Here is a 24,116-nt window from a genome sequence, read left to right on the forward strand (position 1 = left end):
CGCAGGGGCGTCCCCGCAGGAGGAGCGCGCAACCACCCTCCCCATCGCGCCGCGGCCGCAGGCGCGACGACGAGGAGTCGCCCCGGAGGGCCCCCGCGGACCGACCCGCACGACCGAAGCCCCCGGCCCGGCACATCCAGCCTCGCCGGCGTTTGAGGCGCGGGGGCGCGGGGGGAGAGCCCCCGCAACGGCGCCGCAGTTGCGCTACTGGATCAGGCTCGGGCCTTCACGGCCTGGATGAACGGAGCCCACGCGGCCGCCTGGAACACCAGCACCGGACCGAGACCGGCGAGCTTGCTGTCGCGGACGGGGACGGCGCCAGGGAGGTCGTCGGACACCTCGACGCACTCGCCGCCCTCCCCGTTACTGTGCGAGGACTTTCGCCAGGACAGCCCGTTCACTGCGCGCATTTCGCATGCTCCTCCGCCACCGACTCGATCAAAGCCAGGGACGCCTCCGGCGACAGCGCGGCAGCCCTTGCAAGATCGTATGACCTCCAGTGACGCCCGACCAGCGCCGGATAATCGAGCAACTGCCCGGCGTGAGGCCCCTCCGTGTAGGCCACATCGGGTGCGTCACCGAACTGCATGATGCGTAGGTACGCTCCCGAGGCACCATGGGCACCCGCCGCGAACGGCACCACCTGAACGGTGATCCGATGCGCACGGACACGGGAGGAGATGTGCCGCAGCTGAGCAGCCATCACGAGGTGCCCACCGACTGCTGTCCGCAAAACGGCCTCGTGCAGGACGACCCAAAATTCGGGAGTGACCGGGTCTTCGAGGATTCGCGCACGATCTATGCGAGCCTCAACCAAAGAGTCGACTCGTTCCGCCAGACCGGTGGGACTGCTCGCCCTGATCACGGCACGCGCGTAGTCCGCCGTCTGGAGCAGGCCCGGAACCAGCGTGGGAGCGTAGTCGAAGACGGCCGTCGCCAGACGTTCCAGCTCAGCCGCTTCCGCGAAGTACTCCACATGCTTCGACTTGAACGCCCTGGCCAGGCGGGTGAAGTAGTCCCCGGTGCCCAGCTCCCGGTCGATCAGCTCCGCGATCTCCGGCCGGAGCCTCCTCGTCCCGCACTCCATCTGCCCGACGTACGCCCCGCTCGTGAAGATCCGCTCGCCCAGGCCCTCCTGGGTCAGCCCCGCCGCCTCCCGGTGGCGCCGCAGCTCCTCGCGGGCGAACTCCTCCGGCGTCTGCGCCCCTGTCCGGTCCTTCGGCTTGCCCATGGGCCGAGCCTAGCCCCGGCGACCCGTCCCGGGCGGCGGAACGCATTCATACGACCAGGCAACGCCACAGCGCCCGCCATCCCTGGTCGGGGACATGGCGGGCGCTGTGTCGGGAGTTCCGTACGCCGTTGTACGGACCGTATGAGGGGTCCCGCCCTTCCCCGGGCGGGGGTACTGCGCGTACTGCTGTCCGTCAGACGGTCAGCGAGCGGTCCGTCGGCTTGACCGGGTACGGGAGGGTGCTGCTGCCGGTCAGGAAGCGGTCCACGCCGCGGGCGGCCGAGCGGCCCTCCGCGATGGCCCAGACGATCAGCGACTGGCCGCGGCCGGCGTCACCGGCGACGAAGACGCCGTCGACGTTGGTCGCGTAGGACGCGTCGCGGGCGACGTTGCCGCGGCCGTCCAGCTCCAGGCCGAACTGCTCCACCAGGCCGTTGGCCTGGTCGGTGCCGGTGAAGCCCATCGCCAGGGTGACCAGCTGCGCGGGGAGGACGCGCTCGGTACCCGGGATCTGCTCCAGCTTGCCGTCCTTGAACTCCACCTCGACGAGGTGCAGCGCCTTGACGTTGCCGTCCTCGTCGCCCTCGAAGTGGGTGGTGGAGACGGAGTAGACCCGCTCGCCGCCCTCCTCGTGCGCCGAGGTGACCTTGTACAGCATCGGGAAGGTCGGCCAGGGCTGGTTGGCGTTCCGCTCCTCGCCCGGCTTGGGCATGATCTCCAGCTGCGTGACCGAGGCCGCGCCCTGGCGGTGGGCGGTGCCCACGCAGTCGGCGCCGGTGTCGCCGCCGCCGATGACGACGACGTGCTTGCCCTCGGCGGTGATCGGCGGGGCCATGAAGTCGCCTTCCTGGACCTTGTTCGCGAGCGGCAGGTACTCCATCGCGAAGTGGATGCCGCCGAGCTCACGGCCCGGGACCGGGAGGTCGCGGGAGACGGTGGCGCCCGCCGCGATGACGACCGCGTCGAACCGCTTGCGCAGGTCGGTGGCGGTGATGTCGCGGCCGACCTCGATGCCGGTGCGGAACTTGGTGCCCTCCGCGCGCATCTGCTCGATGCGGCGGTTGATGTGCACCTTCTCCATCTTGAACTCGGGGATGCCGTAGCGCAGCAGGCCGCCGATGCGGTCGGCGCGCTCGTACACGACCACGGTGTGGCCGGCCCGGGTCAGCTGCTGGGCGGCGGCCAGGCCGGCCGGGCCCGAGCCGATGACGGCGGCGGTCTTCCCGGACAGGCGCTCGGGCGCCTGCGGGGTGACGTCGCCGTTGTCCCAGGCCTTGTCGATGATCGAGACTTCGACGTTCTTGATGGTGACGGCCGGCTGGTTGATGCCGAGCACGCACGCCGACTCGCACGGGGCGGGGCACAGGCGGCCCGTGAACTCCGGGAAGTTGTTCGTCGCGTGCAGGCGCTCCGAGGCGGCGGTCCAGTCCTCGCGGTACGCGAAGTCGTTCCACTCGGGGATCAGGTTCCCGAGCGGACAGCCGTTGTGGCAGAACGGGATGCCGCAGTCCATGCAGCGGCCGGCCTGCTTGCTGATGATCGGGAGCAGCGAGCCCGGGACGTAGACCTCGTTCCAGTCCTGAAGCCGTTCGGCGACGGGACGGGAGCAGGCGGTCTCGCGGGGGGTGGTGAGGAAGCCCTTCGGGTCAGCCATGGGTCGCCGCCTCCATCATCTTCTCCGTGGTCTCGGTTTCCGAGAGTCCGGCGAGCTCAGCGGCTTCCTTGGCGGCGAGCACTGCCTTGTACGTGGTCGGGATGATCTTGCTGAAGCGGTCCGCCGCGACGGTCCAGTCAGCCAGGAGCTTCGCGGCCACGGTCGAGCCGGTCTCCTCCTCGTGGCGGCGCACCACATCGTGCAGCCACTGCTTGTCGGTGTCGGACAGGGCCTCGACCGCGCCCGTGTTGCCGACGTTGACGTTGTTCGGGTCGAGGTCGATGACGTACGCGACGCCACCCGACATGCCGGCCGCGAAGTTGCGGCCCGTCTCGCCGAGGACGACCGCCGTGCCGCCGGTCATGTACTCGCAGCCGTGGTCGCCCACGCCCTCCGAGACGACCAGGGCGCCGGAGTTGCGGACGCAGAAGCGCTCGCCGGTGCGGCCGCGCAGGAACATCTCGCCGCCGGTGGCTCCGTAGCCGATGGTGTTGCCGGCGATGGTGGAGTACTCGGCGAGGTGGTCGGCGGCGCGGTCCGGGCGGACCACGATCCGGCCGCCGGAGAGGCCCTTGCCGACGTAGTCGTTGGCGTCGCCCTCGAGGCGGAGGGTGATGCCCTTCGGGACGAAGGCGCCGAAGGACTGGCCGGCCGAACCGGTGAAGGTCAGGTCGATGGTGTTGTCGGGCAGGCCCGCACCGCCGAACTTCTTCGTGACGTGGTGGCCGAGCATGGTGCCGACGGTCCGGTTGATGTTGCGGATCGCGACCTGGGCGCGGACCGGCTGGGCCGCCTCCGCGGTGTCGGCGTTCAGCGCGTCGGCGGCGAGCTCGATGAGCTCGTTGTCCAGCGCCTTCTCCAGGCCGTGGTCCTGCTCGATCAGGGCGTGGCGGACCGCGCCCTCGGGCAGCTCGGGCACGTGGAAGAGCGGCTCCAGGTCGAGGCCCTGCGCCTTCCAGTGCGTGACGGCCTTGGTGGTGTCGAGGAGTTCGGCGTGGCCGACGGCCTCCTCGATGGAGCGGAAGCCCAGCTCGGCGAGGAGCTCGCGCACCTCCTCCGCGATGAACTCGAAGAAGTTGACGACGAACTCGGGCTTGCCGGAGAAGCGCTCGCGCAGGACCGGGTTCTGCGTGGCGATGCCGACCGGGCAGGTGTCCAGGTGGCAGACGCGCATCATGACGCAGCCGGAGACGACGAGGGGCGCGGTCGCGAAACCGAACTCCTCGGCGCCGAGCAGCGCGGCGATGACGACGTCACGGCCGGTCTTGAGCTGGCCGTCGGTCTGGACGACGATCCGGTCGCGCAGCCCGTTGAGCAGCAGGGTCTGCTGGGTCTCGGCGAGGCCGAGCTCCCAGGGACCGCCCGCGTGCTTGAGCGAGGTGAGCGGGGAGGCGCCCGTTCCGCCGTCGTGGCCGGAGATCAGGACGACGTCCGCGTGGGCCTTGGAGACACCCGCGGCGACCGTGCCGACGCCGACCTCGGAGACGAGCTTCACGTGGATGCGCGCGACCGGGTTGGCGTTCTTGAGGTCGTGGATCAGCTGAGCCAGGTCCTCGATGGAGTAGATGTCGTGGTGCGGCGGCGGGGAGATCAGGCCGACGCCCGGGGTGGAGTGACGCGTCTTGGCGACCCACGGGTAGACCTTGTGGCCGGGCAGCTGGCCGCCCTCGCCGGGCTTGGCGCCCTGCGCCATCTTGATCTGGATGTCGTCCGCGTTGACCAGGTATTCGGAGGTGACGCCGAAGCGGCCGGAGGCGACCTGCTTGATGGACGAGCGGCGCGCCGGGTCGTAGAGGCGGTCCGGGTCCTCGCCGCCCTCACCGGTGTTGGACTTGGCGCCCAGCTGGTTCATGGCGATGGCGAGGGTCTCGTGCGCCTCCTTGGAGATGGAGCCGTACGACATGGCGCCGGTGGAGAAGCGCTTGACGATCTCGGAGACCGGCTCGACCTCGTCGATGGAGATCGACGGGCGGTCCTCGGACTTGAAGCCGAACAGGCCGCGGAGCGTCATGAGGCGCTCGGACTGCTCGTTCACGCGGTCCGTGTACTGCTTGAAGATGTCGTACCGGCGGTTGCGCGTGGCGTGCTGCAGGCGGAAGACCGTCTCCGGGTCGAACAGGTGCGGCTCGCCCTCGCGGCGCCACTGGTACTCGCCGCCGATCTCCAGCGCGCGGTGCGTGGCCGCGATGCCGGAGGCCGGGTACGCCTTGGCGTGGCGCGCGGCCACCTCCTTGGCGATGACGTCCAGCCCCGCGCCGCCGATCTTGGTGGCGGTGCCCGCGAAGTACGCGTCGACGAACTCGTCGTTCAGGCCGACGGCCTCGAAGACCTGGGCGCCGCGGTAGGAGGCGACGGTGGAGATGCCCATCTTGGACATGACCTTCAGGACGCCCTTGCCGAGGGCGTAGATCAGGTTCTTGATGGCCTGCTCCGGCTCCAGGCCGGACAGGAAGGTGCCGGCGCGCAGCAGGTCCTCGACGGACTCCATGGCGAGGTACGGGTTGACCGCGGCGGCGCCGTAGCCGATGAGGAGCGCGACGTGGTGGACCTCGCGGACGTCACCGGCCTCGACGAGCAGGCCCACCTGGGTGCGCTGCTTGGTCGCGATGAGGTGGTGGTGCACGGCGGCGGTGAGCAGCAGCGAGGGGATCGGCGCGTGCTCGGCGTCCGAGTGGCGGTCCGACAGGACGATCAGGCGGGCGCCGGCGGCGATGGCCGCGTCGGCCTCGGTACGGATCTCCGCGATCCGCGCGGCGAGCGCGTCGGCGCCGCCCGAGACCCGGTAGAGGCCCGAGAGGGTGGCGGCCTTCATGCCCGGCATGTCGCCGTCGTGGTTGATGTGGATGAGCTTGGCGAGCTCGTCGTTGTCGATCACCGGGAAGGGCAGCGTGACGCTGCGGCACGACGCGGCGGTCGGGTCGAGCAGGTTGGACTCCGGCCCGATCGAGGACAGCAGCGAGGTGACGAGCTCCTCGCGGATGGCGTCCAGCGGCGGGTTGGTGACCTGCGCGAAGAGCTGGGTGAAGTAGTCGAAGAGCAGCCGGGGGCGCTCGGAGAGGGCGGCGATGGGCGAGTCGGTGCCCATGGAGCCGATCGGCTCGGCGCCGGTGCGGGCCATCGGCGCGAGGAGGACGCGGAGCTCTTCCTCGGTGTAGCCGAAGGTCTGCTGGCGGCGGGTGACCGAGGCGTGGGTGTGCACGATGTGCTCCCGCTCGGGCAGGTCCGACAGCTCGATCTCGCCGGTCTCCAGCCAGTCCGCGTACGGGGCGGCGGCGGCCAGCTCGTCCTTGATCTCGTCGTCCTCGATGATCCGCTTCTGGGCGGTGTCGACGAGGAACATCTTGCCGGGCTGCAGGCGACCCTTGCGGACGACCTTGGCCGGGTCGATGTCGAGCACGCCGACCTCGGAGCCGAGGACGACGAGGCCGTCGTCGGTGACCCAGTAGCGGCCGGGGCGCAGGCCGTTGCGGTCGAGGACCGCGCCGACCTGGGTGCCGTCGGTGAAGGTGACGCAGGCCGGGCCGTCCCAGGGCTCCATCATCGTGGAGTGGTACTGGTAGAACGCGCGGCGGGCCGGGTCCATGGAGGTGTGGTTCTCCCACGCCTCCGGGATCATCATCAGGACGCTGTGCGGGAGCGAGCGGCCACCGAGGTGGAGCAGCTCCAGGACCTCGTCGAAGGAGGCCGAGTCGGAGGCGTCCGGGGTGCAGATCGGGAAGATCCGGTCCAGCGCGCCCTCGCCGAAGACGTCGGACGCCAGCTGGGACTCGCGGGCCTTCATCCAGTTGCGGTTGCCCTTGACCGTGTTGATCTCGCCGTTGTGCGCGACGAAGCGGTACGGGTGGGCGAGCGGCCAGGACGGGAAGGTGTTCGTCGAGAACCGCGAGTGGACCAGGGCGACGGCCGAGGCGAAACGGCGGTCGGAGAGGTCGGGGAAGAAGGGCTCCAGCTGGCCGGTGGTCAGCATGCCCTTGTAGACGATCGTGCGGGCGGAGAGCGAGGGGAAGTACGTGCCCGCCTCGCGCTCGGCGCGCTTGCGCAGGACGAAGGCCTTGCGGTCCAGCTCGATGCCGGTGCTGCCGTTGCTCACGAAGAGCTGGCGGAAGGCGGGCATGGTGGTGCGGGCGCCGTTGCCGAGCAGGTCCGGGGTGACCGGGACCTCGCGCCAGCCCAGGACCGTGAGGTTCTCCTCGGCGGCGATGGCCTCGATCTGCTCCACGGCGACGGCCTGTGCGGTGCCGTCGGCGGGGAGGAAGGCGATGCCGACGGCGTACGCGCCGGCTTCGGGGAGAGCGAATCCGGCGACCTCGCGGAGGAACGCGTCGGGCACCTGGGAGAGGATTCCGGCACCGTCGCCAGAGTCCGGCTCGGAGCCGGTGGCGCCGCGGTGCTCAAGGTTCCGCAGTACGGTCAGGGCCTGCTCAACGAGGGTGTGGGTGGCCTCGCCGGTGAGGTTCGCCACGAATCCGACGCCACAGGCGTCCTTCTCGTTGCGCGGGTCGTACATGCCCTGCTGGGCGGGGCGACCGTCCATGGGCGACCAGGCGGTGTTGCTGGGGCCGGTCGCGGAGTGCGTGGATGCGGAACGCATCGGCTCTCCCGTCGTCGTCGTGGCATATGTGCATAGCCGAGGGACGACGTTGGCCCTCTGCGAAATTTCGTGCAGATTACATGATGACGACAATCCCGCGAAGCGGATATGCCATTCCAGCATGCGGACAGCGCACGAGGCAGAAAGAAGGGGACCTTCGAGTGTTCAGACGCAACAAGCACGGGGAAGGTCCCGACGCGTAGGTGGGCATCATTGCCCTGGCGCCCTGGTCTGATGCCCAGCGGACACGGGATCGAAACCGCCGGGTAACGAACTACTTATGCTGCGTTCCGCATAGTGTCTCACTCCCTGCCTGATCAGCCTATGGCCGCACCGATCCAGGTTCCCAGGATGTACGTCACACCGGCGGCGGCGCCACCCAGGACGAGCTGGCGCAGACCGCTGTACCACCAGGACCGGGCGGTGACCCGGGCGACGACCGCGCCGCAGGCGAAGAGGCCGGCCAGCGCCAGCAGCACCGCGGGCCACAGGGCGGTGGCGCCGAGCAGGTAGGGCAGTACGGGGAGCAGCGCGCCCAGCGCGAAGGAGCCGAAGGAGGAGACGGCGGCGACGAGCGGCGAGGGCAGGTCGTCGGGGTCGATGCCGAGCTCCTCGCGGGCGTGGATCTCCAGCGCCTGCTCGGGGTCGCGGGACAACTGCATGGCCACCTCGCGGGCGAGGGCCGGCTCGACGCCCCGGGAGACGTAGAGCTCGGCGAGCTCCTCCATCTCGTCGACCGGGTGCTTTCGCAACTGCTGGCGTTCCACGTCCAGTTCGGCGAGGACCAGCTCACGCTGCGAGGCCACGGAGGTGTATTCGCCGGCCGCCATCGAGAACGCGCCGGCCGCGAGGCCCGCCAGGCCGGTGATCACGATGGTGTGCGGGGCGACGGCGCCGCCCGCCACGCCGGTCATCAGCGCGAGGTTGGAGACGAGCCCGTCCATGGCGCCGAAGACGGCCGGACGCAGCCATCCGCCGTTGACGTCGCGGTGCGTGTGGTTGTCCCGGTGGGCGGTGTGCAGCGGTGCTTCGATGTCGATGATGGACATACGGATATCTCCCCATTTGTGCCAACGGGCTCCGCGAGACCTCCCGCTCCCCCTGAACACCTCGAAACTACGCACGATTTCTGCGGCCCGCCAGCAAGGAAGGCCGTACTTACCTGGGGTTTTGAGGGTCGGCGACCGGGTGACGGCACCGTTCGCGGGGTGTTTCGCGACGAGCGACAAACCTCATGCCATGGCACAAATCCCCCAAGGGCTCATGATGAGTCCCATCAAGTGGAGAGGCGCGCCATGGAGCTGATTGCATGCAATCCGCAGGTCCTCCTCGAACGGGCCAGGGGCGCTCTTCTGGGACTGGCGGTGGGTGACGCGCTGGGCGCCCCCGCGGAGAACATGAAGCCGTCGGAGATCCGGGCCAAGTGGGGCCGGATCGAGGGCTTCGTGTCGGACGACCCGGCGGGCACGGACGACACCGAGTACGCGATCTTCTCGGGCCTGCTGCTGGCCCGGCACGGATCGGCGCTGACCGTCTCCCACGTGGAGCGGGCCTGGCACCACTGGATCGCGGACCTCGACGAAGGCCCGTTCCGCGGCGCCGGGTTCTCGGAGCGCGGCACCCTGGAGAACCTCCGCCGCGGGCTGGCGGCGCCCATCTCGGCGCAGCACCGGCACGCCTGGTCGGACGGTCTCGCCATGCGGGCGGCGCCGTTCGGCGTCTTCGCGGCCGGCCGGCCCGCGGAGGCGGCCCGGCTCGTCTCCATCGACGGCACGGTGAGCCACGACGGGGAGGGCATCTACGGCGGCCAGGCGGTCGCCGCCGGGGTGGCCGCGGCCATGGCGGGCGGCTCCCCGGCCTCCGTGGTCTCCGCGGCGCTGTCCGTGATCCCCTCCGACTCCTGGACGGCCCGCTCGCTGCGCCGCGCGGTGACGGCCGCCCCGCGCGGCGAGCGGGCGGTGCGCTCGGCGGTGGTCATCGGCGGCTACCCGTGGACGGACCTGGCCCCCGAGGCGGTGGGCCTGGCGTTCGGCGCGTTCGCCGCCTGCCGGGGCGACTTCTCCTCATCGGTCCTCACGGCCGTGAACATGGGCCGCGACGCCGACACGACGGCGGCGGTGGCGGGCGCGCTGGCCGGAGCCCTCTCCGGCGCCTCCTCGATCCCCGTCTCCTGGTCCTCGGCCATCGGGCCGGTCCGCGGCAGCTGCCTCCCGTCGATGCGGGGCTACCACGTCCTGGACATCGCGGACCTCCTCACCCCGGAATACGAGGCCCCCCGATGACCCCCTTCACACCGGACACCCCCGACTCCCCGGACCCCGGCGGGTGCGGCGCCGTTGCGGGGGCTCCGCCCCCGAACCCCCGCGCCTCAAACGCCGGCGAGGCTGAAATTGCCCCCAGCCGCGCTGCAAGCGCAGGCGGCAGCAGCGGCAATCCAGCCCCTCCGGCGTTCGAGGAGCGGGGTCCGGGGCGGAGCCCCGGTTCGGGAACGGCCACGGCCGAGAGGGCCAAGGGCACGGAGCCACCCGGGGCACGGAACGCGGCACACCCGGCCGAGCCGCCCGCAGGGCAACCCGCAGGGGCCCGCCGGATCGAGGGACTCCTCCTCGGGCTCGCCGCAGGCGACGCCGCCGGGTGGCCCGCGGCCCGCCACCGCGCCAGCCGGATGCCCGAGTGGACCCGCCGCCTCACCCGCGAGCTCGACACCTTCGCCGAGCAGAACGCCACCACCACCCTCCCCGTCCCCATCGCCCTGAACCAGCCGCCCGAGCCGCTCCGCCTCGGCCCGTCCGACGACGCCGAGTGGGCCGCCTTCGTCGCCGAGTCCGTGCTCACCGCCGCCGGCGTGCTCCTCTCCGACCTCAGCCGGTCCCGGCGCATGCGCGCGGCCATCGACCTCGCCTGGAACGCCCTCGCCAGCGAGGTCGCCGCCGCCGCGGAACGCGCGCCCGAGGTCGAGTCCGCCGTTCTCCCCCTCCGCGCCCGGATCTCGGTCCGCGCCGGCCTCGGCAACCTCGCCACCGGCCTGCGCCCGCCCGCCACCGGCCACGACAACCCGCACTACTTCGACGACGCCGCCTGCGTCCGCGCCTGCGTCCTGGCCGTCGTCCACCCCGGCGACCCCCGCGCGGCCGCCGACCTCGCCGAGTTCGACGCCCGCTACACCCAGGACGGCGACGGGGTCCACGGCGCCCGCGCCATGGCCGCCGCCCTCGCCACCGCCCTGGCCACCCCCGATGTCGACGCCGCCGTCGACGCCGCGCTCGGCCAGCTCCCCGAGACCACCGAGATCGGCCGCAACGCCCGGCACGCGGTCAAACTGGCCCGCGCCCACACCGACGGCGGGGCCTTCGCCATCGTCCCCACCCTCGAACACGAGATCGTCGACCACGTCTACAGCTACGGGATCGCCGCCGCCGAGACCGTCCCGGTGGCCCTCGCCCTCGCGACCGCCGCCCGCGGCAAGGCCACCGAGGCCGTCCCGGCCGCCGCCTGCCTGTCCCGCGTCGCGGACTCCGCACCCGCCCTCGCCGGCGCGCTCACCGGCGCGCTCGGCGGCGGCGACTCGATCCCCGCCGCCTGGCGCGAGGCCTGCCGCACCCTCTCCGGCTGCGCCCTCCCCCGCCTCGCCGGGACCGACCTCGTCGAACTGGCAGCCCTCCTCACCCGCACGGAACTCACCTCACCCCACCCCGGCCACCCCCATCCCCATCCCCAAGGAATGATTCGGACATGACGCTGACGACCCCCACCCTGGAGGACCGGGCCACCGGCGCCCTCGTCGGAGCCGCCGTGGGCGACGCGCTCGGCGGCCCGGTGGAGGGCTGGACCCCGGACCAGATCGTCGAACGGCACGGCGGCCGCATCCACGGCATCGTCGGCCCGTGGCACGAGGACTGGCGCACCGCCCGCCCCATCGCCCCGTACCACAAGGGCGACGGACACGTCACCGACGACACCCTGATGACCCACGCCCTCGTCCGCGTCTACGAGGCCGTCCGGGACCACCTCGACGCCTACGCCGTCGCCGAGCACCTGGTCCCGGACCTGATGACGAACCCGCGCTGGATCCCGGAACTGGAGGCCGAGGCCCTGCCCCTGCAGCGGATCTTCCTGGCCGAGAAGTGGATCGTCACCCGCCTCCACTACGCGCACGTCGACCCCCGCGAGGCGGGCTCCGGCAACATCGTCAACTGCGGTGCGGCGATGTACATGGCGCCGGTCGGCATCGCCAACGCGGGCAATCCGGCCGGGGCGTACGCGGAGGCGCTGGACGTCGCCGGCGCGCACCAGTCCTCGTACGGGCGGGAGGCGGCGGGCGTGTTCGCGGCGGCGGTGGCGGCCGCGTGCCAGCCCGGTGCGACGGCCTCCTCGGTGGTGGACACCGCGCTCGCGCTGGCGAAGGACGGCACCCGCTCCGCCATCGCCGCGGTCGCGGAAACCGCCTCCCGCCACCGGGACTTCGAGTCGGCCCTGGGCCCGCTGCGGGCGGCGGTCGCCCCGTACGACTCGGTGGGCCCCGACTACCGTTCCCCGTCCCTCGGCGCGCGGCGCCCCTCCCGTCTCCACTCCATCGAGGAGCTCCCCATCGCGCTCGGCATGCTGCTGATCGCGGACGGCGCGTACGAGGCCTCCGTGCTCGGGGCGGTCAACTACGGCCGGGACTGCGACTCCATCGCCACCATGGCGGGCGCGATCGCCGGAGCCCTGGGCGGCGAGGCGGTGGTCCCGCCGGTCTGGGCGAAGCAGGTGGCCGAATCCAGCCGCCTGGACCTGCACGCCCCCGCCGCGTCGATGGCCGCGGTGACCCGCGAGATCTTCGCCCGCGACCGCACCCGCCACGACGCCCACGCCCGGGCCTTCGCCACCCTGACGGCCCCCCGATGACCCCGCCCCCGGCGGACCCCGCCCGCCACCCCCTCCCCGAGCCGGCAACCCACCCGGCCGGAGGCACCCAACCCCCCGAGCCCACCCCCACCGAACACGGCCCGACGCCCGGGCACGACCCGACGCCCGGGCCGGGGACCGGGCACGGGCCGGGGACCGGAGCGGGGTCCGGGCACAGGCCGGGGACCGGGCCCGGGCCGGGGTCCAGGCCGGGGACCGGGCACACCCCGGGGACCGGAGCGGGGACCGGGCACACCCCGGGGACCAGGCCAGGGACCGGGCACGGGCCGGGGTCCAGGCCGGGGACCGGGCACACCCCGGGGACCGGAGCGGGGACCGGGCACGGCCCGGGGACCAGGCCAGGGACCGGGCACACCCCGGGGACCAGGCCGGGGACCGGGCACGGGCCGGGGTCCAGGCCGGGGTCCGGGCACGGGCCGGGGTCCGGGGCGGAGTCCCGGTTTCGGGAAGGGACGGGTAGGGGAACAGCGCCGCAGGCCCCCGCGCCCACCCACCCCGCCCCCGGCCCGGTACGGCTCACCTGGGCGCAGCCCGAGGACCTGCTCGGGCACGAGCTGCGCCAGGCCGCGGAGGACGGCCGGGACGCGTACGCGGAGCCCGCCCGCCGGACCTGGCTGGCGGCGGGCGGCCACCCGGCCCCCACACGGGCCGGCGCCTCCCCCACCCCGGCCCCGCCGGAGCTCCGCGCCCTGGCCGTCCGCCTCCTGGACGACCTGGCCGCCCTCCCCTCCCCCCTCGCCCCCCACGAACCGCACTCCCTGGAAGCCATCGCCGCCACCTGGCCCGAGCCCGCCGCGCCACCCGGCGCCCCCGGGGGCCCGACCCCGGACCCCGCCGAGCCGCCCGCCGAGCCGCCCGCCGACTACCCGGCCCGGCTGCAGGCCGCCTGGACCGGACGGGCCGTCGGGTGTCTGCTCGGGAAGCCCGTCGAGAAGCTGCCGCTGCCCGGCATCCGCGCCCTGGCCCGCGCCGCCGGCAACTGGCCGCTCGACGACTGGTTCACCGCCCGCCGCGTCCCACCGGAGGTACTCGCCGCGTACCCCTGGAACCGCCGTTCCGCCCCCACCTCCCTCGCCGAGAACATCGACGGCATGCCCGAGGACGACGACCTCAACTACCCCCTCCTCGGCCTGCTCCTCCTCCAGCGCCACGGCAAGGGCTTCACCACCGCCGACGTCGCCCGGCTCTGGCTCGACGAGCTGCCCGCGGGCCGGACCTTCACCGCCGAGCGCGTCGCCTACCGCAACCTCCTCCACGGCCTGGAACCCCCGCTCACCGCCACCCACCACAACCCCTTCCGCGAATGGATCGGCGCTCTCATCCGCGCCGACGTCCACGGCTGGACCAACCCCGGCGACCCCGCCGCCGCCGCGGCCCGGGCGTACCGGGACGCCGTCCTCACCCACACCGCCAACGGGCTCTACGCCGCCCTCTTCGTCGCCGCGGCCACCGCCACCGCCGCCACCGGGCGCGCCGACGTGCACACCGCGCTGCGGGCCGGGCTGGACTTCGTACCGCCCCGCTCCCGTCTCGCCGAGGCCGTCCGGTTCGGCATCCGGGCCGCCGGGGAGGACGCCGACTTCGATCTCGTCGTGGACCGCCTGCACGCCCGCTACGGGCACTACCACTGGGTCCACGCCGTGCCCAACACCGCGCTGATCGCCGCCGCCCTCACCCACGCCGACGGGGACTTCACCCGCTCCGTCTGCCGGGCCGTCTCCGGCGGATGGGACACCGACTCCAACGGGGCCACCGCCGGCGCCCTCGCCGCCCTCGTCGCCGGCGAGGTCCCGCACCGCTGGTCGGCCCCCCTGAAGAACCGCCTCGCCACCACCGTCCCCGGCTTCGACGGCATCGGCTTCGACACCCTCGCCCACCTCACCGCACAGGAGGCAGCACGCTCATGACGGCCATCGCCGTGCTCGGCAGTACCAACATGGACCTCGTCGCCTACGTCCCCAAGGCCCCCCGCCTCGGCGAGACCGTCACGGGCAGAGCCTTCCGCACCGTCCCCGGCGGCAAGGGCGCCAACCAGGCCGTCGCGGCCGCCCGCTGCGGCGGGGAGGTGGTGATGATCGGCGCGGTCGGGGCCGACGAGTTCGGCGTACGGCTGCGCTCCGCGCTCGCCTCGGCCGGGGTGGAGACGGCCGGTCTGCGCACGGTCGAGGGCGCCAGCGGCACCGCCCACATCACCGTCGACGACGAGGGCGCCAACAGCATCATCGTCATCCCGGGCGCGAATGCCCTGTTCACAGGCCTGGAGGCGGGCGACGAGGCCCGGATCGCCGGCGCCGGCTCGCTCCTCCTCCAGCTCGAACTCCCCCTCCCCGCCGTCCTCGCCGGTGCCCTCGCCGCCCGCGCCCACGGCGTCCGTACGGTCCTCACCCCGGCCCCCGCCCAGCCGCTGCCCGCCGAGCTCCTCGCGGCCGTCGACCTCCTCGTCCCCAACGAGCACGAGGCCGCCGCGCTCACCGGCCTCACCGACCCCGGCCAGGCGGCCGCGGCCCTGCTGGACGACGTGCCCGAGGTGGTGATCACCCTCGGCGCGGCGGGCGCCCTGTACGCCGCGCGCGGCCGGGAACCGATGACCGTGGCCGCGCCGCGGGTGCGCGCCGTGGACACCACCGCCGCCGGGGACACCTTCGTCGGCGCCCTCGCGGTGGCCCTGGGCGAGGGCGGGCCCGTGCCGGAGGCGCTGCGCTGGGCCGCGCACGCCGCCGCCCTCTCCGTCCAGCGCCCCGGCGCGCAGGACTCGATGCCGACGCGTGCGGAGACCGATGCCTTTGCCCTGGCCGGGCGGAAGACGGAGAACGGACCGCCACCCGGGCCGGCCCCGGACCCGCACCCGGGCCGCGCCTCCGGGCCGGAACCCGACGGAGCCTCCGCATGACCCCCCGGCCGGCACCCGGCGTACCCCCACCCGCGCCCGGACCCGGGACCGAGGCCAAGACCCGTACCGAGCCCGAGACGCGGACCGAAACCCGGACCGGGACCGGGGCCGGGACCGGGGCCGGGGCCAGGACCGGGGCCGGGGCCGGGGCCGGGGCCGAAACCCGGACCGGGGCCGGGGCCGAGGGCTCGGGTACCGGTTCGCGGCCAGGGTGTTACCCCGTCGGCGCACGGCCAGGGCCAGGGCGAGGGCCCGGCCCCCTGGAGGGGCTGCGCGTCCTCGACCTCGCCACGCTCTTCGCCGGGCCGCTGGCCGCGACCCTCCTCGGGGACTTCGGCGCCGAGGTCGTCAAGGTCGAGCATCCCGGCCGCCCCGACCCCTCCCGCGGCCACGGCCCCGCCAAGGACGGCGTCGGCCTGTGGTGGAAGCTGCTCGGGCGGAACAAGCGGAACATCACCCTCGACCTGTCCACCCCGGGCGGCCGCGACACCCTGCTCCGCCTGGCCGCCACCGCCGACGTGGTCGTCGAGAACTTCCGCCCCGGCACCCTGGAGAAGTGGGGTCTGGGCTGGCCCGAACTGTCGGCGGCCAACCCGCGCCTCGTCCTGGCCCGCGTGACGGCCTTCGGCCAGCAGGGCCCGTACGCCCGCCGCCCCGGCTTCGGCACGCTCGCCGAGGCGATGAGCGGCTTCGCCGCCATCACAGGCGAGCCGGACGGGCCGCCGACCCTCCCGCCCTTCGGGCTCGCCGACTCGATCGCCGCGCTGACCACCGCGTACGCCGTGATGACGGCCCTCACCGCCCGCGACCGCACCGGGCACGGGCAGGTCGTGGACCTGGCCATCATCGAGCCGATCCTGACCGTGCTCGGCCCGCAGCCGATCTGGTACGACCAGCTCGGTTACGTACAGCCGCGCACCGGCAACCGCTCCACGAACAACGCCCCCCGCAACACCTACCGCAGCGCCGACGACCGCTGGCTGGCGGTGTCCACCTCGGCCCAGTCCATCGCCGAGCGGGTCATGCGGCTGGTGGGCCGGCCGGAGCTGATCGCCGAACCCTGGTTCGCGACCGGCGCCGGGCGGGCCGCCCACGCCCAGGTCCTGGACGAGGCGGTCGGCGGCTGGATCGCCCGCCACAAGGCGGAGGAGGTCGTCGCCGCCTTCGAGGACGCGGAGGCGGCCGTAGCCCAGGTCTACGACGTCAGGGACGTGATGGCCGACCCCCAGTTCGCCGCCCTGGACACGCTCACGGAGATCGAGGACCCGGAGCTGGGCCCGCTGCGGATGCAGAACGTCCTCTTCCGGCTGTCCGAGACCCCCGGCGGGATCCGCTGGGCCGGCCGCCCGCACGGCGCGGACACCGAGGCCGTCCTGACCGAGCTCGGCCTGTCGTCCACCGAGATCGACAACCTGCGCGAGGAGGGGGCACTGTGATCCTGACCTGGCTGTACGCACCCGGCGATCACCCGGAGGTGGTCGCCAAGGCCCTGGGGCGCGGGGCGGACGCCGTGATCGTGGACCTGGAGGACGCGGTACCGGTCTCCCGGAAGGAGTACGCCCGCGCCGCCACCGCCGAACTGCTCACCGAGCGGCCCCCGGTCCCCGTCCACGTCCGCGTCAACGCGCTGGACTCGCCTTGGGGCGGCGCGGACCTCACGGCCCTAGCCGGCCTGCGGGGGCTCGCGGGGCTCCGGCTGCCGAAGATCAGCGCCCCGGAGCAGATCACCGCGGTCGCCGACCGCACCGGCGGGGTCGGGCTGCACGCGCTGCTCGAATCGGCGCTGGGCGTGGAGCGGGCGTACGAGATCGCCCGCGCTCACCCGGCCCTGCACGGGCTGTCCCTCGGCGAGGCGGACCTGCGGGCCGACCTGGGCGTGAGCGCGGAGGCGGGGCTGGACTGGCCGCGCTCCCGGGTCGTGGTCGCGGCCCGCGCGGCGGGGCTGGCGCCGCCGGCCCAGTCGGTGTTCCCGGACATCCGGGACCTGGAGGCGCTTGCCGTCTCCTGTGCGCGGGGCCGCGCCCTCGGCTTCCTGGGCCGGGCGGCGATCCATCCGCGGCAGCTGCCGGTGATCGAGCGGGCGTATCTCCCGGGGCCGGAGGAGGTCACGGCCGCGGAGGAGATCGTCACGGCGGCTCGGGCCGTGCCGGGGGCGCAGGCCCTGCCGGACGGCCGCTTCATCGACCCCGCGGTGGTCGCCGCCGCCCACCGCACCCTCGCCCTCGCGGAACGCCCCCGCTGACGCCGCCCACCCGCGGCCCTGCGCACCCCCCGGCCCAGCCCGACCCACCGCTGCCCTGCGGAGCTGTCCCCTCCCCTCCCCCCGGACTCCGTCCGGGGCCCCTCTTCCCCCGTTCCCTGGGGCTCCGCCCCGGACCCCGCGCCTCAAACGCCGGCGGGGCTTGATTCGTCCCCGGTGCGGGCTGGTGTGCGCGGAGCGCACTTCCAGCCCCGCCGGCGTTTGAGGCGCGGGCGCGGAGCGCCGTGCAGTGGGCCGCGGGGCGGGCTCGGGGCGGAGCACCCGCGAAGGCCGGGTCCGGGGCGGGGCCACGGGGAACGGTGGAAGAGGGGATCCCCCCGGACGGAGTCCGGGAGGAGGGTCGGGAAACGGCCCCGCGCAGCGGGCACGGCCGGGCCGGGTACGCGTAAGGGGGCGCCGCGCAGTGCGCGGCGCCCCCTTCCGGACCGTACGGTCAGCTCTTCCCCGCCTCCGGGGCCTCAAGCGCCGGCGCTTCCTTCGTCAGGACGGCCGCCTTCGGTTCGGCCTCGCCCAGAGCCGCGGTGCCCGAGGCCTTGCCCTCGGACTCCTCACCGCCCTCCGCATCGGCCTCGGCCTCCCCACCGGAGGTGTCCGGCTCGACGATCTCCTCGCGCCCCGGCCGCAGCTTCGCCGAGACCACCAGGTACACCACCGCGAGCACGAAGACCACGATCGAGGTCCACACGTTCAGCCGCAGGCCGAGGACGTGGTGCGCCTCGTCGACGCGCATGTACTCGATCCACACCCGCCCCGAGCAGTACGCCGCCACGTACAGCGCGAACGCCCGCCCGTGTCCGAGCGTGAACCGCCGGTCGGCCCAGATCACCAGGAGCGCGACGCCGACGCACCACAGCGACTCGTACAGGAAGGTCGGGTGGTAGGTGCCCGCGACCCGGTTCGGGCCCTCGCTGATCTCCAGCGCCCACGGCAGGTCGGTGGCGCGGCCGTACAGCTCCTGGTTGAACCAGTTGCCCCAGCGCCCGAAGGCCTGGGCCAGCGCGATGCCGGGGGCGAGGGCGTCCGCCCAGGCCGGAAGCGGGATGCCGCGCAGCCGGCAGCCGATCCAGGCTCCGACCGCGCCCAGCGCGATCGCACCCCAGATGCCGAGGCCGCCTTCCCAGATCTTGAAGGCGTCGACCCAGTTGCGGCCCTCGCCGAAGTAGAGCTGGTAGTCGGTGATCACGTGGTAGAGGCGACCGCCGACCAGGCCGAACGGGACCGCCCACACGGCGATGTCCGCGACCGTGCCCGGCTTTCCGCCGCGCGCGATCCAGCGCTTGTTGCCGAGCCAGACGGCGACGAAGACGCCGACGATGATGCAGAACGCGTAGCCGCGCAGCGGGATCGGTCCGAGATGGATCACGCCGGTCGACGGGCTGGGGATGTAAGCAATGTCCATGGCAGTCATGACGCTACCCTGCCGGGCGGTACGGACCGCAACCCGCCCGGCAAGCCGAAACCAAATCCACACATGCCCCGGGGGTGACTCAGTCCTCCTCGGCCCCGCCGGCAGCGCCCGATGCGGTCCCCTTCGGCGACCCGCTCGCGGAAGGTGAGCCGGTCTTCGACGAGCTCTTCGCCCGCGCCCCGGCCGGGGGAGAAGCCGGGGCGGAGGCCGAACCGGAGGCGGAGGCGGACGGGGACGCCTTCCCCGCACCGCTGCCGGATCCCGCGGCCGTGCCCTCGACCTGCTCCTTCAGCTTCTGCGGGGTGATGGGGTTGGTCTGGTCGGAGAAGATGTCCTTGCCGTCCAGCAGCACGGTCGGCGTGCCCCGGAACTTCGCGGCGCGGAAGGCCTCGTGCGATTTGCCGACCCAGCTGTTGTGCGTGCCGTTCTCGACGCACGCGCGGAACTCGGGCGTGTCCAGCCCGTCCACCTTGCCCGCCAGTTCCAGCAGCTTGGCGTTCTTGCCGTAGGCGTCGTCGACCTCCTGCGGCTGGTTCTGGAAGAGGACGTCGTGGTACTCGGGGAACTTCCCGGCGTCCTGCGCGCAGGCGGCGGCGTTCGCGCCCTTCAGCGAACCGCTGCCGCCCATGTTCCCGTCGATGAGGGTGACCAGGTGGTACTCGACGTCGAGCAGGCCCTTGGCCTGCAGTTCGTGGATGGTGCCGCGGTAGTTGTCCTCGAAGGCCTTGCAGGCGGGGCAGCGGAAGTCCTCCCACACGACCAGCGTGTGCTTGGCCCCTTCCTTCCCCGTCCGGATGGCGAGCGCGTCCTTGCCCATGGCCCCGGAGGGGGCGACCACCGGGCCCGCCTTGGCTGCCTTGTCGCCCTTGCCGGTGTTGGCCGCGATCACGCCCACGACGGTGGCCAGGCCGAGCACGCCGACCACCGCCGCCGCCACGATGAGGGTCCGCCGGCGCTTGTCCCGGGTCTTCTGCCGCTCGCGCTCCATCTGGAGTCGCTCCCGGGCCGATCGTTTCGTCGCATCGCGGTTCGCACCGTCGTTCTTCTCGCTCACGTTCGGCCAAACGAAGCGGGGAGGCACTCGCGTGCCTCCCCGCCGTCACTTCCACCCGATCGGACTACAGAACCCGCTCAGGAGTGCGTTTCGCCTCGGCGCCCTCAGTGCCTGCGCACGCCTTCGGCGAGCTCGCCCGCCAGCGCCCGTACGGCGTCCAGCCCGGTCGCCTCGTCCGGTGCGTCGAGCAGCAGCTTGACGAAGGCCGAGCCGACGATCACGCCGTCGGCGAAGCCGGCGACCTCCTTGGCCTGTGCGGCGTTGGAGACGCCGAGGCCCACGCAGACCGGGAGCTCGGTGGTGGCGCGGGTGCGCCGGACGAGGTCCTGGGCCTGGTTGCCGACGGACTCGCGGGTGCCGGTGACTCCCATGAGGGAGGCGGCGTAGACGAAGCCGGAGCCGGCCGCCGTGATGGTGGCGAGGCGTTCGTCCTTGCTGCTGGGGGCCACGACGAAGACGGTCGCCAGACCGTGCTTCTCCGCGTGCTCGCGCCACAGCGCGGACTCCTGGACGGGCAGGTCGGGCAGGATGCAGCCGGCGCCGCCCGCCTCGGCCAGCTCGGCGGTGAACCGCTCGACGCCGTAGCGGTCGATGGGGTTCCAGTACGTCATCACCAGGATCGGGGCCCCGGTCGCCTCGTGGGCCTCGCGCACGGTGCGCAGTACGTCGGCGATCTTGACGCCGCCGCGCAGGGCGATGTCGTCGGCGGTCTGGATGATCGCGCCGTCCAGGACCGGGTCGCTGTGCGGGAGGCCGATCTCGACCACGTCGGCGCCGCCCGCGATGACGGCCTTGACCGCCTCGATGGCGCCGTCGACGGTCGGGAAGCCGGCCGGGAGGTAGGCGACGAGGGCGGCGCGGTCCTCGGACTTGGCCTTGGCGAGCGTGTCGCTCAGCAGCTGGATGCGGCCGGTCTTTTCGCTGGTGTCGCTCACTTCGACTCCCCCTCGGCGTTCTCGCCGTCGTACAGCCCGAAGTAGCGGGCTGCCGTGTCCATGTCCTTGTCACCGCGGCCGGACAGGTTGACGACCAGCAGGCCGTCCTTGCCCAGCTCCTTGCCGAGGTCCAGCGCGCCGGCGAGGGCGTGTGCCGACTCGATGGCCGGGATGATGCCCTCGGTGCGGGAGAGCAGGCGCAGGGCCTGCATGGCCGCGTCGTCGGTGACGGCGCGGTACTCGCCGCGGCCGGAGTCCTTGAGGTAGGAGTGCTCCGGGCCGATGCCGGGGTAGTCCAGGCCGGCGGAGATGGAGTACGGCTCGGTGATCTGGCCTTCCTCGTCCTGCAGGACGTAGGAGCGGGAGCCGTGCAGGATGCCGGGCTCGCCCGCGGTCAGCGTGGCCGCGTGCTCGCCGGTCTCGACGCCGTGGCCGGCGGGCTCGAAGCCGACGAGGCGGACGTCGGCGTCCGGGATGAAGGCGTGGAAGAGGCCGATGGCGTTGGAGCCGCCGCCGACGCAGGCCGCGACGGCGTCGGGCAGGCGCCCGGCGCGCTCCAGGATCTGGCGGCGGGCCTCGACGCCGATGACGCGGTGGAAGTCGCGGACCATGGCGGGGAAGGGGTGCGGGCCGGCGACGGTGCCGAAGAGGTAGTGGGTCCGGTCCACGTTGGCGACCCAGTCGCGGAACGCCTCGTTGATGGCGTCCTTCAGGGTGCGGGAGCCGGATTTCACCGCGATGACCTCGGCCCCCAGCATGCGCATGCGGGCCACGTTGAGGGCCTGGCGCTGGGTGTCGATCTCGCCCATGTAGATGGTGCAGTCGAGGCCGAAGAGGGCGCAGGCGGTGGCGGTGGCCACGCCGTGCTGGCCGGCTCCGGTCTCGGCGATGACGCGGGTCTTGCCCATGCGCTTGGTGAGGAGCGCCTGGCCCAGCACGTTGTTGATCTTGTGCGAGCCGGTGTGGTTGAGGTCCTCGCGCTTGAGGAAGATCCGTGCGCCGCCCGCGTGCTCGGCGAACCGGGGCACCTCGGTGAGGGCGCTGGGCCGGCCGGTGTAGTTGACCATCAGGTCGTTGAGCTCGGCCGCGAAGGCCGGGTCGCTCTTGGCCTTGTCGTACTCGACGGCGACCTCGTCCACGGCGGCGACGAGGGCCTCCGGGATGAACTTGCCTCCGAAGTCACCGAAGTAGCCTTCGGCGTTCGGGACGTGACCCTCCGGGTCCGGGATGAAGTATTGGCTGGACATGCCGGTGCTCCTACGGAATGCGACGAGTGGGTTCACCGTATTGCGCCGCTCGCCCACGACAGACGTGTCCCGCTCGGGGGCCGCTGGTGTGTCGGGACGAGGAGACCGCGCCCCGGGCCGGACGGGCCCGGGGACGCTGGCGGTACGAGGGTGCGGTGCGGCGCGGTACGTCTCGCGTACCCGGCCGCCGCGGCGGCCCTCGTTACGGCGCGTCTCCGGGACGCCATCGCATGCCGTTGACCTGACCGGGCTCGGAGCCGATCACGTACCGGACCCGCCGCCCGTGCACGCGCCGGGCCGGGGCGCGGCAGCCGCGGGGGCGGCAGCCGCGCGCCAGGGGCGCGTGTGCCGTCGGCACGCCGACCGGGCCGCGGCGGGATGCCGGGGGCGCGGTCTGCGTGCTGACGACGGGCGGGTTGTGGGCCATGGGGACGGGTCAGCTCCGGCCGTGGCGCAGGGCGGGGTGGGCGCCGGCGGCGACGAGGTCGGCCACGGCCGCCTTCGGGTCGCGGCCGGTCACCAGGGACTCGCCGACGAGGACGGCGTCGGCGCCCTCGTTCGCGTAGGCGATGAGGTCGTGCGGACCGCGGATGCCGGATTCGGCGATCTTGACGATGTGGTCCGGGATCTCGGGCGCGACGCGCTCGAAGGTGGAGCGGTCGACCTTGAGGTCCTTGAGGTTGCGGGCGTTGACGCCGATGATCCTGGCGCCTGCCGCGACCGCGCGCTCGACCTCCTCCTCGTCGTGGACCTCGACGAGCGGGGTGAGGCCGATGGACTCGGCCCGCTCGATGAGGGAGACGAGCGCCTCCTGCTCCAGGGCCGCGACGATCAGCAGCGCGAGGTCGGCGCCGTAGGCGCGGGCCTCCCAGAGCTGGTACGCCGAGACGATGAAGTCCTTGCGCAGGATCGGGATGTCCACGCGGGCGCGGACGGCCTCCAGGTCGGCCAGCGAGCCGCCGAAGCGGCGCTGCTCGGTGAGGACGGAGATGACCGCCGCACCGCCCGCCTCGTAGTCGGCGGCGAGCCCGGCCGGATCGGCGATCGCGGCCAGCGCGCCCTTGGACGGGCTGGAGCGCTTGACCTCGCAGATCACCTTGACGCTGTCGCCGCGCAGGGCGGCGACGCCGTCCTTGGCCTGGGGCGCCTTGGCGGCACGCTCCTTGAGCTCGTCGAGGCTCACGCGGGCCTGCCGTTCGGCAAGGTCTTCGCGGACCCCTTCGATGATCTCGTCGAGCACACTCACGCGAGCGGCCCCCTTCCGGGTCGATGACGGTCGGCCGCCTTGCGGACACGTACCACTGCGAGGTCGGCAATCAAATGGTATCCGCAGGTGGCGTCGCACTCCGCACGCGGTTGACTCCGTCCCAGTAACTGGACATTCGGAACCACGGCTTCATGCCGGCCCCGTACGGGCCTCAGGGGGCCAGTGCGGAGCCGAAGGAAAGATTTCGGACGACGGCGAAGACCAGGGCCGCGATGCCCAGTCCCCACCATTGCAGGGGCTTCAGGGTGAGCTTCGGCACGGGTCCGCCGCGGTAGGCGCGAACCAGCCACAGGGCCGTGAATCCGGCGAAGACGAAGTAGCCGACGACCGCCAGGGCATTTGCCCCGAATGCCGTCGCCAGATCGCCATGGGCGAACGCGTGAGCGCTCCGCAGGCCGCCGCAACCGGGGCACAGGATCCCGGTCAGCCGGAACAGCGGACAGACCGGGTAGTGGCCCGGTTCGTTGGGATCCACGACGCCCACGTACGCGAACGCCGCGACGGCCCCCGCCAGGGTGGCGGCCGGAACGGCGAGGCGCCGGGCCCGGGAGACCGCACGGGTCCCGTGGGCTGGTGGAACGAGTGGGACGGGGGGAACCGGTGGAACCGGGGGCGGTGCGGCTTCGGGAGTGCGGGAGGCGTCCACCCGCCGATTCTCTCCGATCTTCGCG

General features: G+C 73.2%; 19 protein-coding genes. 7 read left to right on the forward strand and 12 right to left on the reverse strand.

The window, feature by feature from the left end:
* Positions 1 to 212: 212 nt before the first annotated feature.
* From ACZ6Y1_RS15215 to ACZ6Y1_RS15235, 5 genes are all read right to left on the reverse strand, one after another.
* The gene (locus ACZ6Y1_RS15215) at positions 213 to 410 is read right to left on the reverse strand and encodes a DUF397 domain-containing protein (RefSeq protein ID WP_469628333.1); all 198 of its coding nucleotides are present in this window, start codon (positions 408 to 410) and stop codon (positions 213 to 215) included.
* On the reverse strand, positions 398 to 1,231 hold the full coding sequence (locus ACZ6Y1_RS15220) for a helix-turn-helix domain-containing protein (RefSeq protein WP_469628336.1): 834 nt from the start codon (positions 1,229 to 1,231) through the stop codon (positions 398 to 400). Before ACZ6Y1_RS15220 ends, ACZ6Y1_RS15215 begins: the two co-directional genes overlap by 13 nt.
* A gap of 193 nt (positions 1,232 to 1,424) precedes the next feature.
* Positions 1,425 to 2,885 (reverse strand): glutamate synthase subunit beta, encoded by a 1,461-nt coding sequence (locus ACZ6Y1_RS15225; RefSeq protein ID WP_469628339.1) that lies wholly within the window; start codon positions 2,883 to 2,885, stop codon positions 1,425 to 1,427.
* Positions 2,878 to 7,419 carry a glutamate synthase large subunit gene (gene gltB / locus ACZ6Y1_RS15230; protein WP_469629053.1) on the reverse strand — a complete coding sequence of 1,514 codons (4,542 nt, stop codon included), beginning with the start codon at positions 7,417 to 7,419 and terminating at the stop codon, positions 2,878 to 2,880. The genes ACZ6Y1_RS15225 and gltB overlap by 8 nt, the downstream gene beginning before the upstream one ends.
* Before the next feature lie 374 nt (positions 7,420 to 7,793).
* The gene (locus ACZ6Y1_RS15235) at positions 7,794 to 8,525 is read right to left on the reverse strand and encodes a VIT1/CCC1 transporter family protein (RefSeq protein ID WP_469628342.1); all 732 of its coding nucleotides are present in this window, start codon (positions 8,523 to 8,525) and stop codon (positions 7,794 to 7,796) included.
* A 246-nt stretch (positions 8,526 to 8,771) separates the two neighbouring features.
* Between ACZ6Y1_RS15235 and ACZ6Y1_RS15240 the strand changes: the two genes are divergently transcribed.
* From ACZ6Y1_RS15240 to ACZ6Y1_RS15270, 7 genes are all read left to right on the forward strand, one after another.
* Positions 8,772 to 9,758, forward strand: coding sequence for an ADP-ribosylglycohydrolase family protein (locus ACZ6Y1_RS15240; RefSeq protein ID WP_469628345.1), 987 nt, complete (start codon positions 8,772 to 8,774; stop codon positions 9,756 to 9,758).
* Positions 9,647 to 11,212, forward strand: coding sequence for an ADP-ribosylglycohydrolase family protein (locus tag ACZ6Y1_RS15245; RefSeq protein ID WP_469629056.1), 1,566 nt, complete (start codon positions 9,647 to 9,649; stop codon positions 11,210 to 11,212). Before ACZ6Y1_RS15240 ends, ACZ6Y1_RS15245 begins: the two co-directional genes overlap by 112 nt.
* On the forward strand, positions 11,209 to 12,363 hold the full coding sequence (locus ACZ6Y1_RS15250) for an ADP-ribosylglycohydrolase family protein (RefSeq protein WP_469628348.1): 1,155 nt from the start codon (positions 11,209 to 11,211) through the stop codon (positions 12,361 to 12,363). The genes ACZ6Y1_RS15245 and ACZ6Y1_RS15250 overlap by 4 nt, the downstream gene beginning before the upstream one ends.
* A gap of 560 nt (positions 12,364 to 12,923) precedes the next feature.
* The gene (locus ACZ6Y1_RS15255; RefSeq protein ID WP_469629059.1) at positions 12,924 to 14,291 is read left to right on the forward strand and encodes an ADP-ribosylglycohydrolase family protein; all 1,368 of its coding nucleotides are present in this window, start codon (positions 12,924 to 12,926) and stop codon (positions 14,289 to 14,291) included.
* Positions 14,288 to 15,274, forward strand: a complete 987-nt coding sequence (gene rbsK / locus ACZ6Y1_RS15260) for a ribokinase (protein WP_469628351.1) — start codon at positions 14,288 to 14,290, stop codon at positions 15,272 to 15,274. The genes ACZ6Y1_RS15255 and rbsK overlap by 4 nt, the downstream gene beginning before the upstream one ends.
* A complete protein-coding gene (locus tag ACZ6Y1_RS15265; RefSeq protein ID WP_469628354.1) occupies positions 15,271 to 16,710 on the forward strand; it encodes a CaiB/BaiF CoA transferase family protein in 1,440 nt (479 codons plus the stop codon). The genes rbsK and ACZ6Y1_RS15265 overlap by 4 nt, the downstream gene beginning before the upstream one ends.
* Positions 16,707 to 17,516 (forward strand): HpcH/HpaI aldolase/citrate lyase family protein, encoded by an 810-nt coding sequence (locus ACZ6Y1_RS15270; RefSeq protein ID WP_469628357.1) that lies wholly within the window; start codon positions 16,707 to 16,709, stop codon positions 17,514 to 17,516. Before ACZ6Y1_RS15265 ends, ACZ6Y1_RS15270 begins: the two co-directional genes overlap by 4 nt.
* A gap of 451 nt (positions 17,517 to 17,967) precedes the next feature.
* Here ACZ6Y1_RS15270 and lgt read toward each other — a convergent pair whose 3' ends face one another.
* The 7 genes from lgt to ACZ6Y1_RS15305 all read right to left on the reverse strand — a co-directional run bounded on the left by lgt (position 17,968) and on the right by ACZ6Y1_RS15305 (position 24,091).
* The gene (lgt, locus tag ACZ6Y1_RS15275; RefSeq protein ID WP_469629062.1) at positions 17,968 to 18,933 is read right to left on the reverse strand and encodes a prolipoprotein diacylglyceryl transferase; all 966 of its coding nucleotides are present in this window, start codon (positions 18,931 to 18,933) and stop codon (positions 17,968 to 17,970) included.
* A gap of 88 nt (positions 18,934 to 19,021) precedes the next feature.
* Positions 19,022 to 19,930 carry a DsbA family protein gene (locus tag ACZ6Y1_RS15280; RefSeq protein ID WP_469629065.1) on the reverse strand — a complete coding sequence of 303 codons (909 nt, stop codon included), beginning with the start codon at positions 19,928 to 19,930 and terminating at the stop codon, positions 19,022 to 19,024.
* A 170-nt stretch (positions 19,931 to 20,100) separates the two neighbouring features.
* Positions 20,101 to 20,931, reverse strand: a complete 831-nt coding sequence (gene trpA / locus ACZ6Y1_RS15285) for a tryptophan synthase subunit alpha (protein WP_469628360.1) — start codon at positions 20,929 to 20,931, stop codon at positions 20,101 to 20,103.
* Positions 20,928 to 22,178 carry a tryptophan synthase subunit beta gene (trpB, locus tag ACZ6Y1_RS15290; RefSeq protein WP_469628363.1) on the reverse strand — a complete coding sequence of 417 codons (1,251 nt, stop codon included), beginning with the start codon at positions 22,176 to 22,178 and terminating at the stop codon, positions 20,928 to 20,930. The genes trpA and trpB overlap by 4 nt, the downstream gene beginning before the upstream one ends.
* 202 nt (positions 22,179 to 22,380) lie before the next feature.
* Complete coding sequence (gene trpM / locus ACZ6Y1_RS15295; RefSeq protein ID WP_469628367.1) at positions 22,381 to 22,605, reverse strand: tryptophan biosynthesis modulator TrpM; 225 nt, start codon at positions 22,603 to 22,605, stop codon at positions 22,381 to 22,383.
* A 9-nt stretch (positions 22,606 to 22,614) separates the two neighbouring features.
* Positions 22,615 to 23,424 (reverse strand): indole-3-glycerol phosphate synthase TrpC, encoded by an 810-nt coding sequence (gene trpC, locus ACZ6Y1_RS15300; protein WP_469628370.1) that lies wholly within the window; start codon positions 23,422 to 23,424, stop codon positions 22,615 to 22,617.
* A 172-nt stretch (positions 23,425 to 23,596) separates the two neighbouring features.
* On the reverse strand, positions 23,597 to 24,091 hold the full coding sequence (locus ACZ6Y1_RS15305) for a DUF2752 domain-containing protein (protein ID WP_469628373.1): 495 nt from the start codon (positions 24,089 to 24,091) through the stop codon (positions 23,597 to 23,599).
* Positions 24,092 to 24,116 lie beyond the last annotated feature (25 nt).

The sequence above is a fragment of the Streptomyces sp. NPDC053432 genome (genome assembly GCF_055585365.1).